Below are 11,333 nucleotides of genomic sequence, written 5' to 3' on the forward strand. Positions count from 1 at the left end.
CAAGCATGGTGTTTCAGACGGCCTTTTTGAAATTTTAATCTTTATAAAACAATGAATAAGAAAATAACTTTATTTGTTTTGTCAGTTTTTTAAAGCTGCCGCGTCTAAACAGGCATGAAATATGGGATGGTGCCGATTGATGTTTCGTCCCAGCCCATTTGACACACATCGATAAGGAAAATAAATGAACACCTCAGCCAATCCCTCTTGGCAGGCTGCTTTCGGCCTGTTGGCACTCAGGCTTTTTGCCGCGTATGAATTTCTTGAGTCCGGCCTGGAAAAATGGAATGGGGAAAACTGGTTTGCAGATATCAACAGTCAATTTCCCTTTCCGTTCAATTTGTTGCCGGATACGGTCAACTGGAATTTGGCCATGTGGGCGGAACTGGTTTTGCCTGCGCTGCTCATCGTCGGCTTGGCAACGCGGCTGTCCGCGCTGGGATTGATGGTCGTAACGGCTGTCGCATGGTCTGCGGTACATGCCGGCTTGGGGTACAATGTGTGCGACAACGGTTATAAAATGGCACTGATTTATTTGGTGGTTTTATTTCCTGTCCTATTGCAGGGCGCAGGCGGTCTGTCTTTGGATGCCCTGCTGAAGAAACGCTGTTGCCGCATCAAGCATTTTCTTTAATGATTCACGGTCGCGGGCCGACTTTAAATGCCCGATATTATCCCTTGATTTATTTAAACCCATATTTTTAAAAGGAAGTTAAAATGAAAAAAATTATTTTATTATTGTTAGTTGTTTCAGCTGTTACATTTACTGCTCCTGCAAATAAAAATAGAAATCAAAACTTGAATACAACTGTTCAAAATAAAGGAGAAACAGCAAAGGAAGCTTGGGAAAGAATAAAACCTGAGATTAAAATACGGCTAAATAAAATTTCAAAAGATTTGGTCGCAGGAAATTATAAAGCAAGTTTTGATGAAATGCCAGAAAAATTTTTAACATACTTAGCTAAAAAGGGATCTATGTCTGTAAATGAACTTAAAAATATAACTATAAAAACGATGAGTAAACTAACAGATAATATGAAAATAATTGAAAATACCTATGATTTTGAAAATGTTAAAGTGGGGAAAACTGAAACAGGAAGAAATTATGTAATTATACCAACTAAAGTTACAATACTTTACGATGGGCAAAAAATAAGCGGTGAAGGAAAAACAATGGCATTTGAGGATGGGAATAAATGGTACATTATCAATTATGAAAAAGAATATATGATTTTCTTAAAGGATGTGTATCCAGATTTAGCTAAAATAAAATAGAAATAATGAAAATACTGGGGAGCAATTTTGCTGAGAATTAAACCCACATAACCTGTACAGATAATGCTGTCGGAGGGAGTATTTTATATAAAATAAGAAATAATTTTAAAGTTATTTTGCATACCTTTTCAAATTATTTTAGAAAATTTATAAAAATATAGAATCTCCTTGTGATAAGGGGATTTTTTTATACAAAGAAATTTTAAATAAAAAAACATTTTTAGGGAAAGGGATGATGGATTATGAAAAAAAAAGAAATTAATGCGAGTATTGCAATTCAGGTATTGCCAAATGTTGTGGGAAATGAGGAAATTGTAAGAGTTGTTGATGAAGTTATTGAATTTATTAAAAGCAAAGGGTTAAAAATGAATGTTGCTCCATTTGAAACGACGATAGAAGGGGATTTTGACGAGCTTATGGAAATTGTTAAGGAATGTCAAGTTGTGGCTGTGAAGGCAGGAGCTGATGGTGTAATGTCATATGTAAAAATAAATTATAAACCGAAGGGAGATATTTTAAAGATTGATGAAAAAATTTCAAAATATAACAGATAAAATTGCACCAGGTATTATTATTGCTGTATTATTGATAATTTGGCAAATTTTATCAATGGTGAATATTATACCAAAATTTATGTTGCCATCGCCATTTGAAGTTGTAAAAGCGTTTATTTCTGATTTTCCGCTGCTTATGGAACATACAAAAATTACACTTATTGAAGCGTTTTTGGGACTTGGACTGGGAATAATCCTAGGCTTTGCCGTGGCGGTTGTTATGGACAGGTTTGAGTATGCGTTCAAAATGATTTATCCTGTGTTGGTTATTACTCAGACAATACCTACAGTTGCGATTGCACCCCTTTTGGTACTTTGGCTGGGATATGGAATATTGCCAAAGATTACGCTTATTGTTATGACTTCATTTTTTCCAATAACTATTGGGCTTCTGGATGGATTTCGCTCGGCTGACAAGGATATGCTGAATTTGTTAAAAACGATGGGAGCAACGCCATTTCAGAATTTTATTCATGTCAAATTGCCAGGCTCATTAGGATATTTTTTTGCAGGGCTTAGAATTTCGGTTTCATATTCTATAATTGGAGCAGTTGTGGCAGAATGGCTTGGTGGATTTAACGGACTTGGAGTTTATATGACAAGAGTCAGAAAGTCGTATTCATTTGATAAGATGTTTGCAGTAATTTTTCTTATTTCTGCAATAAGCCTGCTACTTATGTATCTTGTAAAAAAAATACAGAAATGGTGCATGGTTTGGGAAAAGTAAATTTTTAAAGAAAAAAATTTCAAAAAAAGTGAAGAGAGGTATAAAAAATGAAAAAAATTTCAAAAATTTTAATTTTATGTTTAATCTTGGTTTTGGCTGTTTCGTGTGGAAAATCTAAAAATAATCAGAAAATAAAAATTGTACTGGATTGGGTGCCAAATACTAATCATACAGGGCTTTATGTGGCAAAAGACTTGGGATATTTTAAGGAAGAAGGACTGGATGTGGAAATTGTGCAGCCACCTGAAGGAAGTACAACGGCACTTATTGGAGCTGGAGGAGCAGAATTTGGAATAAGTTTTCAGGATACATTGGCAAAATCGTTTGCAAAGGAGAATCCTGTACCAGTAACAGCTGTTGCTGCGATTCTTCAGCATAATACATCTGGGATTATTTCATTGAAGGAAAAAGGCATTGATTCGCCAAAAAAACTAGAAGGTAAAAAATATGCCACTTGGGAAGATAATATTGAGCAGGCTATCTTGAAAAAATTAGTAACAGATGATAAAGGCGATTTTTCTAAAGTAAAATTGATTCCTTATACTATAACAGATGTTGTAACTGGCTTAAAGACTGATGTTGATGCTGTCTGGGTTTATTATGCGTGGGATGGAATTGCTACAGAAAGGGCAGGACTTCAGACAAATTTTCTAAAAATTCGTGACTATGGAGAGGAGCTTGACTATTACAGCCCTGTAATTATCGCAAATAATGACTTTTTGAAAAAAAATCCTGAAATTGCAAAAAAAGTTTTGAAGGCAATAAAAAAAGGGTATGAATACGCAATGAAAAATCCAGAGGAATCAGCAAAAATTTTGGTAAAAAATTCTCCAGAACTTGATATAAACCTTGTAACAGCAAGCCAAAAATGGATTTCTAAAGAATATCAGTCTGATGCAAAGGAATGGGGAATAATTGATGGGAACCGTTGGAACAGATTTTATGAATGGCTTTACAAAAATAAGGCTGTAGAACGTGAAATACCAAAGAATTTTGGGTATAGTAACGAGTATCTGAAATAGTAGAAAATTTATAAAAAGGAGAAATATTAAGTGAAGAAAGACAAAAAGCTTGAAATAAAAGATATTTCCATTTCTTTTGAAAATAAAAAAGTTTTGGAAAATGTTTCGATTGATTTGTATGAAAATGAGCTGGTTTGTATTTTAGGAGTGAGCGGTGCTGGGAAAACGACGTTATTTAACATTATTGCAGGACTTTTAAAGCCTGATTGTGGAAATGTCAAAATGAATGGAGAAGATATAACTGGAAAATCTGGAAAAATAAGCTATATGCTACAAAAAGATCTGCTTTTACCTCATAAAAAAATTATTGACAATGTGGCACTTCCACTTGTGATAAGGGGTGAAAATAAAAATAAGGCACGGGAAATTGCAAAGCCGTATTTTAAAGATTTTGGATTGGAAGGTACAGAAAATTTATATCCGAGTAAACTGTCAGGCGGAATGAAACAAAGGGCGGCATTGCTTAGAACATATTTATTTTCCAGCGAAGTCGCTCTTCTTGATGAGCCTTTCAGTGCATTGGATGCCATTACAAAGCATAAAATTCATAGCTGGTATCTGAACATAATGAACAAAATTAAGATGTCAACTTTATTTATCACTCATGATATTGATGAGGCGATACTGCTTTCTGACAGAATTTATATTTTGGCAGGAAGTCCAGGTAAAATTGCTGCACAAATAAATGTTGACTTGAAAAATAGTCAGGACAAGAGTTATAATAATGAAGAAGTTATAATGTCTGAAAAATTTATTCAATATAAGCGTGAAATATTGAAATATTTGTAAACTTTTTAAATTTGATTTTGAAATGATTTTACTATATAATAAAATAAAATATTGAAAGGAAGTTTGAAAAAATGGAAATAAGACATGTAGTAAATGAAGGATTTTTTATATTTGGAGAAAATGGAGATGAACTTGCAAAATTGACTTACAGAAAAGAAGGGGAAAAATTGTATTTTGAATCGACAGTCGTATCTTCTGAATTGCGAGGGCAAGGGATTGCAGGAAAATTATTTGATGCTGGTGTAAAATATGCAAGAGAAAATGGGTATAAAATTGTGCCAATTTGCAGTTATATTGTGAAAAAGTTTGAAAGTGGAGAATACAATGATTTAAAGGCATAATTTATTGAATTTTTTAGAAATTATGCAGATTTGGAATTGAAGAAAATATTTTAAATAAATTTACTTCAAAAAGAAGTTTCAAGTAAAGAATGTGGAAAGAAGGGAATTTGCATGAAATTAGGAATTGTTGGTTCAGGGATGATTGTTCAGGAATTTTTGCCTAGTCTTGTTCAGTTGGAAGGACTGGAAATAGTGGGGATGCAAGGGACAAAAAAGAGTATTGGAAAAGTTGAGGAAATTTGTGTAAAATATGGTATTTTGAAATTTACTGATGATTTTAATAAACTTTGTGAATTTGGGATTGACACTGTTTATATTGCTGTTCCGAATTTTTTACATTTTGAATATTGTAAAAAAGCATTGGAAAAAGGTCTGAATGTTATTGTTGAAAAGCCGATGACAACTAATTATAGGCAAGCTAAAGAATTGTCAGATTTGGCAAAGGAAAAAAAATTGTTTTTATTTGAAGCAATAACGACACTTTATTTTGAAAACTATAAAAAAATAAAAGATTGGATTGGAAAAATTGGAGATGTGAAACTTGTTCAGAGCCAGTATAGTCAGTATTCCAGCAGATATGACGCTTTTAAGAGAGGAGAAATTCTGCCTGTATTTGATCCTGAAAAAGCTGGAGGAGCATTGATGGACTTGGGACTGTATAATTTACATTATGTTTTAGGACTTTTTGGAAAGCCTGAAAATGTGAAGTATTATGCTAATATTGAGCAAAATATTGATACAAGTGGAGTTCTTATGATAGAATACAAAAATTTCAATGCTATGTGTGTATGTGCAAAAGATAGTGAAGGGAAAAGAATAGGTGTGATTCAAGGAAGTGAAGGAAAAATCATAAGTGAAGAAGCACCATCACTTGTCGGAAAAGTCACATTAAAAATGTATGATGGAACAACAGAAAGTTTTGATGACGGATTTTCAAAAGATAGAGTTGTGCCTGAATTTAAAGCATTCATTAATGCAGTAAATGAAAATGACTTGGAATTTTGCTATAAACAGCTGGAAAAAAGCCTGCTGGTAAGTGAAGTGCAGACAAAGGCTAGAATTGGGGCGGGTATTAAGTTTCCTCAGGATTAATAAAAAGAGGGGGTCTTTAATGAGGAAATTCAAAAAATTACTGCTTCAAATCTAAAAAAATAATGGAATAAATATAGATAGAAAAAAATATTTAGAAGAGATAATAGAATATGGATTGATAGAAAAAGAAAGGCAATAATTGGTAAAAGTCAATTATAACGGTGAAAAAATGGAAAAATATAAAAAATTTTGGGAAGCTGTGGATATAGAATATACTGAAAAAGAAGGAAAGAGAAAAGAGAAAAGCAAATATTATACAAAAGAGTTGCTTGAGAAATATGGAGTAAGAAAATATGTTAATTTAGTATTAGACTATGAGTTTATAGCATTTAAACCACTGCTCCATTGCAAAGATTTTGATCCAGAAACGAATGAAGAAGGGGAAGCTTTATTTTTTGACTTAGATTTTAGTGATGAAGTGTATGAAAATGGAAGAAAAAAATTAATATGGTACTCTGAAAAAATTCATAAGAAGAAATATGGAAAAAATGCTAAAAAATTTGAAGTAAACTATGAAGAGTTAGATAATTACATACCAATAATAAGTGGAAGATATTATTCATATATATACATATCAAAAGAAACAAATAAAATAGTACAGTATTCTTCATATTCAGATTTAGAGGATGAAAGTAAAGGAGTTTATTGGAAATGGACAGAATTAGCAGAAAATTTTGATGAATTTATTGAAAAACTGTATGTAGATCCAAAAGATAATGAAGAGATGTCTAAGGAAGAAAAAGAGCAGCTGACAAAATTTGTTGATGGATTGCTGGAACAATTGGATGGAGAAAGATAGGGGATGATAGAAATGGATAGACAAAAGCATTTGGAAGAAATACTTGAGATAGAAGATTGTGAAGTGAGGGAAGAGGAAAGTTACTATTATGACGATGAGTTTATAGAAAGTTTGGGAATTGAAAAAGAAGAATACAGAGATATGGTTAAAAAGTATTCTGAAATTTATTTTAAGGAAACTGTATATATACCCATTGATGATGAAAATATAAATGATAAATTTGTTTCGTATTTATATTTTGATGATGAAACAGTTGAGAGAGGAAAAAATATGCTTACAGAATTTGATGAGAAAGAATATGAAAAAAATCCTGATTTAAAAAGAACATATTTTTGGAGAAACAACTATGTGGCAATAGATGCGGATGAAAATGAGTACATATTTATTTCTAAAGAAACAAAGGAGATTTTTATGTATTATTTTGCTGATGATATACATAAAATTTTTACTGAAGGAGGAAATAGGGAAAAATGGAAATGGATAAAATTAGGAGATAACTTTGATGAATTTTTTGATAAATTGTATTTAAAAAAATAATGGATATACTTTAAAAGTATGCTCGAACGTCTCTAATACCTAATTAATCAGAATAAATTTTTATTTTAATAAAATAGTTGCCTTTTAATTGGTTATTAAAGCGGTTTGAGGATAAAATTTCTTAAAATTTTAAAAATAAAATAAGGAGAGAAAATGGATAAAGAAAAAGTTTCAATAATTGTGCCAATGTACAATGCAGAAAAGTTTATTGGGAAAACAATAGAATCAGTGCTTTCACAGACTTATGAAAATTGGGAAATGCTTATTATGAATGATGTTTCAACGGATAACAGTCTTGCAGTTGTAAATGAATATGTAAAAAAGGATGATAGAATAAAGGTTGTGAATACTGAAAAAAATATGGGCGTTGTAAAAGCGAGAAATCATTTGATTGATTTGGCAAATGGAAAATATATTGCATTTTTAGACGCTGATGACTACTGGCACAGCCAAAAATTGGAAAAGCAGATACAATTTATGAAAGAAAAAAATGCAGGCATAAGCTGTACAGAGTACACTAGAGTTAAGGAAAATGGCGAAAAAATCAATGAAGTTGTAATTAAACCAGAAATTTCCTATACTGATATGCTGAAAAATAATTATCTAGGCTGTCTTACAGTTATGTATGATGTGGAAAAAGTCGGGAAGCGGTATTTTAAGGAGCTGGAAAAAAATGAAGATTATGTACTTTGGCTGGAGATTGTGAAAGATGTGAAAACAATTTTTGGACTCAAGGAAAATTTGGCTTATTATCGAGTGCTGGATAATTCCCGTTCGAGCAATAAGGCTAAAACGGCAAAAGTTCGTTGGGAAATTTATCGAAAAGTTGAGAAATTACCGTTTTTGAAGTCAGTTTATTATTTTTTACATTATGCAGTCAGGGCTGTACTAAAAAGTAAATAAAATATTTTGGAAAAAGGAAATGTAAATAAAAAACTATGTATTAAAAGCTTTTTTTGAAAGAAAAATAATAAAAAATATTTTTTGACACACAGAAAAAAATATGCTAACATATAGAAAAGTGAATAATTTGGATGAAGGTATGAGGAGAGATTTTATCTCATTTATAAATTTTGTAAATGTAGAATAAAACACCGAAGAAGTAACTCTTTCAGGTAAAAGGACTCATAGTGGACGAGCCTCTGGAGAGACTGTCTTAAATGACAGCACCGAAGGAGCAAAGGAATTTCTAATTCCCTAAACTCTCAGGTAAAAGAACAGAGAATGATACATATAAAATTATGGATTTTATATTTCTTTTTTAATATAAAAGAAATTTTAAGAGGTTGTCTTGACTTTATTTAAGTAAAAGACAGCCTTTTTCTTTGATTTATAATAAGATTTGTATTAAAACGCTTTAAACTTTTCTATCCATTCTAAAATTCAGAAATAAAAAACGAAGGAGAAGGATTTAGATGTTAAAAATTATTGAAAATTTTAATGAATTTTTTTGGAATGTTATTTTAATTGTTTTGTTAGTTGGAACTGGTATATTTTACACATTACGGTTAAGATTTATTCAAATTAGGGAGTTTAAGAGCGGTTTGAAACAGTTGACAAGCGGGTTTGATTTGAGCGGAGAAAAGGCGGATAATAACGGGATGTCGTCGTTTCAGGCTTTAGCAACGGCTATTGCGGCGCAAGTTGGAACAGGAAATCTTGCAGGAGCGGCAACAGCGATTGTATCAGGAGGACCAGGGGCAATATTCTGGATGTGGATAAGTGCATTTTTTGGAATGGCAACTATCTATTCAGAAGCCGTATTAAGTCAGATTTTTAAACAGAAAAAAGATGGAGAAATGACAGGAGGCCCAGCCTACTACATTGAAACATTATTTAAAGGAGGAAAAGCAGCCAAATTTCTGGCAGGATTCTTTGCGGTTTCATGTGTTTTAGCTTTAGGCTTTATGGGAAATGCGGTTCAGGCAAATTCGGTAGGAGATGCTTTTCATAATGCTTTTCATGTTCCGAAAGTTATAACAGGTATATTTTTGGCAATTTTATCTGGATTTATATTTTTTGGAGGAGTAAAAAGAATTGCTTCAGTTACTGAAAAAATAGTTCCTATTATGGCAGTTTTTTATGTTGCAATCTGTCTGTTCATTATTGTATTAAATATTGGAAATGCAGGTTTGGCATTTAAAGCGATTTTTGTGAATGCTTTTTCGACAAAGGCAGTTTTAGGTGGATTTTTAGGAATGGGAATAAAAAAAGCGATAAGATTTGGAGTGGCAAGAGGGCTATTCTCGAATGAGGCTGGAATGGGGTCAACTCCGCATGCTCACGCAATTGCAAAGGTTAAAAATCCTGAAGATCAAGGGCATGTTGCAATTGTCACAGTTTTTATTGACACTTTTGTAATTTTGACATTATCAGCATTAGTAATTTTGATTGCAGATGGAAAAGCAGATGGAACTGGGATTTCATTGACACAACAGGCATTTCACGCAGTATTGGGGCATTTTGGAGTAATTTTTGTTGCAGTTGCATTATTCTTTTTTGCGTTTTCTACTATAATTGGATGGTATTTTTTTGGGGAAGCCAACGTGAAATATCTGTTTGGTAAAAAAGCGCTTAATATTTATAGAATTTTAGTAATGATTTGCATAATTGCCGGCTCACTGCAAAAAGTTGATTTAGTGTGGGAACTGGCTGATATGTTTAATGGACTTATGGTAATTCCGAATTTGATAGCATTGATTGGATTGCATAAATTGGTGGTCGAGGTTACGAAAAAGGATCCGCTTTTAAAGGATTAGATAGTTAACAAAAATACTCAAACTGTAAAAATATATGAAATCTGCAGCTTGAGTATTTTTTATTTGAACTTAAGAATATTTAATTCCAAAAGACTTGGCTTTAAGAAATTTTAAACATAATAAAGAAATCTTAGTAAACATGGAGAATAAATATAAATTAGGCAAGAATTCTATTTTTCAAAAGTATAAATTCCAAGCCTGTTATTAACAATGTAAAAAATCGGAATAAGTAATTTTTTCCAGCCAGGAAGGTGCAGTTTCATTTCATCAGTAAAATTGATAAGTCCAGTTTGCTTTAATTTTGGATTTAATTTTACAACTTCACTTCCATCCTTTACTCCCCATTTAAAAGTTGCAGCCATATTTTTTAATACATCGTGATGTTTTGTTGCTTTTGCTGTTCCTTTATAAAGCAAGTCAAATTGAGCTTCAAAAGAATCAAAACTGTCAGTCAGCATTTCCAAAAACTCTTTAATCTGTTTTTCCTCAAAATACATAAGAACACCTTCTGAAATAATAAGCAGCTTTTTACCATTTAACTTAATTTCCTTAGTCCAGCTCGAATCAAATGCTGATTTTGGAATATCAGTAACCCTTTCGTTAGGTTCAAAGAATAATTTTCTTTCTTCAATAACTTCAGGCAGGTCAAGGTTATACCATTGTATTTTTCCGTTGTCAATTCTTAAAAATCGTGTATCAAGACCACTTCCTATGGATACAATTACACAGTCTGGATACTTTTCCATAAATTTTTTTACTTGATTATCCATTACTTTTGCACGTGATAGAATCCCGTAGTATGAAGCCCATGCCTTCTCGAATTTTGAAAAATCATAATCCAGCTGCGAAAAAATCTCGAAAGATTTTTTGTCATTTAAAATTGGATTTTTGCTTTTAGCATCTTTTGCACGTGCATATAAGGTAACAAGCATAGTTTCAGAAACATTGTCAAGTTTTATTCCCATAACATGTTCCTCCTTATCACAAAAAAATTTGATTATCAAACTATCTAATAGAATTATACCCACATTTATTCAAAATGCAAGTTTTATTTAAAAAAATAAAAATAGTTATTAAACTGTTAAAATCATATAAATTTGGTATTTGAGACCAATAATTATAATCGTAAGCCTATTTATATAAAGGAAAACTGATTGAAAAATAGCCTGAATTATGGTAAAATTTAGTTATATTTTTATTGAGGGAAATTGATAAATTTGGAGATTTATAAATGGTAAAAAATAAGGACAGATTTTTTAATTTTGATATTTTAAAATGTATTGCAATTAGTATGGTTTTATTTATTCATATCGTTGCAAGCGAGTTGTATAATTATGGTAAAATATCTGGAAATAGATGGATGATGGCAAATATTATAGATTCATTTAGCAGAATGTGTGTACCGATATTTGTTATGGTTAGTGGATTTTTTTTGTTG

The 11,333-nt window shown here is 31.6% G+C and carries 14 protein-coding genes and 2 riboswitches; of the genes, 13 read left to right on the forward strand and 1 reads right to left on the reverse strand.

Annotation, left to right across the window (positions count from 1 at the left end; genetic code table 11):
• Positions 1–184: 184 nt before the first annotated feature.
• From Q0370_RS04930 to Q0370_RS04985, 12 genes are all read left to right on the forward strand, one after another.
• Positions 185–634, forward strand: coding sequence for a DoxX family protein (locus Q0370_RS04930; RefSeq protein ID WP_283121447.1), 450 nt, complete (start codon positions 185–187; stop codon positions 632–634).
• A gap of 83 nt (positions 635–717) precedes the next feature.
• Positions 718–1,275, forward strand: a complete 558-nt coding sequence (locus tag Q0370_RS04935) for a hypothetical protein (RefSeq protein WP_299572890.1) — start codon at positions 718–720, stop codon at positions 1,273–1,275.
• Positions 1,276–1,280: 5 nt separating this feature from the next.
• Positions 1,281–1,370: riboswitch (TPP riboswitch) on the forward strand.
• Positions 1,371–1,517: 147 nt separating this feature from the next.
• Positions 1,518–1,829: a thiamine-binding protein gene (locus Q0370_RS04940; RefSeq protein ID WP_299572892.1), complete on the forward strand. Its 312-nt coding sequence runs from the start codon at positions 1,518–1,520 to the stop codon at positions 1,827–1,829.
• Positions 1,801–2,556, forward strand: a complete 756-nt coding sequence (locus Q0370_RS04945; protein WP_299572894.1) for an ABC transporter permease — start codon at positions 1,801–1,803, stop codon at positions 2,554–2,556. Before Q0370_RS04940 ends, Q0370_RS04945 begins: the two co-directional genes overlap by 29 nt.
• A 47-nt stretch (positions 2,557–2,603) precedes the next feature.
• Positions 2,604–3,578 (forward strand): ABC transporter substrate-binding protein, encoded by a 975-nt coding sequence (locus tag Q0370_RS04950; protein ID WP_299572897.1) that lies wholly within the window; start codon positions 2,604–2,606, stop codon positions 3,576–3,578.
• Positions 3,579–3,608: 30 nt separating this feature from the next.
• A complete protein-coding gene (locus Q0370_RS04955; protein ID WP_299572900.1) occupies positions 3,609–4,367 on the forward strand; it encodes an ABC transporter ATP-binding protein in 759 nt (252 codons plus the stop codon).
• A gap of 71 nt (positions 4,368–4,438) precedes the next feature.
• Positions 4,439–4,708: a GNAT family N-acetyltransferase gene (locus Q0370_RS04960; RefSeq protein ID WP_299572902.1), complete on the forward strand. Its 270-nt coding sequence runs from the start codon at positions 4,439–4,441 to the stop codon at positions 4,706–4,708.
• 111 nt (positions 4,709–4,819) lie between these two features.
• Positions 4,820–5,800, forward strand: a complete 981-nt coding sequence (locus Q0370_RS04965; RefSeq protein WP_299572911.1) for a Gfo/Idh/MocA family oxidoreductase — start codon at positions 4,820–4,822, stop codon at positions 5,798–5,800.
• A gap of 169 nt (positions 5,801–5,969) precedes the next feature.
• Positions 5,970–6,599: a hypothetical protein gene (locus tag Q0370_RS04970; protein WP_299572913.1), complete on the forward strand. Its 630-nt coding sequence runs from the start codon at positions 5,970–5,972 to the stop codon at positions 6,597–6,599.
• A 3-nt stretch (positions 6,600–6,602) separates the two neighbouring features.
• Positions 6,603–7,136 (forward strand): hypothetical protein, encoded by a 534-nt coding sequence (locus Q0370_RS04975; protein ID WP_299572914.1) that lies wholly within the window; start codon positions 6,603–6,605, stop codon positions 7,134–7,136.
• Between the two features lie 153 nt (positions 7,137–7,289).
• Entirely contained in the window at positions 7,290–8,039 is a 750-nt protein-coding gene (locus Q0370_RS04980; protein WP_299572916.1) for a glycosyltransferase family 2 protein, read from the forward strand.
• Positions 8,040–8,268: 229 nt separating this feature from the next.
• Positions 8,269–8,367, forward strand: a riboswitch (glycine riboswitch).
• A 184-nt stretch (positions 8,368–8,551) separates the two neighbouring features.
• A complete protein-coding gene (locus Q0370_RS04985; RefSeq protein ID WP_299572917.1) occupies positions 8,552–9,895 on the forward strand; it encodes a sodium:alanine symporter family protein in 1,344 nt (447 codons plus the stop codon).
• Positions 9,896–10,065: 170 nt separating this feature from the next.
• Here Q0370_RS04985 and Q0370_RS04990 read toward each other — a convergent pair whose 3' ends face one another.
• Positions 10,066–10,860, reverse strand: coding sequence for a class I SAM-dependent methyltransferase (locus Q0370_RS04990; RefSeq protein ID WP_299572918.1), 795 nt, complete (start codon positions 10,858–10,860; stop codon positions 10,066–10,068).
• A gap of 266 nt (positions 10,861–11,126) precedes the next feature.
• Between Q0370_RS04990 and Q0370_RS04995 the strand changes: the two genes are divergently transcribed.
• Positions 11,127–11,333: acyltransferase family protein (locus tag Q0370_RS04995; protein ID WP_299572919.1), on the forward strand; the 207-nt coding region annotated here is incomplete at its 3' end.

The organism is uncultured Leptotrichia sp., from assembly GCF_938036635.1.
GTDB lineage: Bacteria > Fusobacteriota > Fusobacteriia > Fusobacteriales > Leptotrichiaceae > Leptotrichia > Leptotrichia hongkongensis.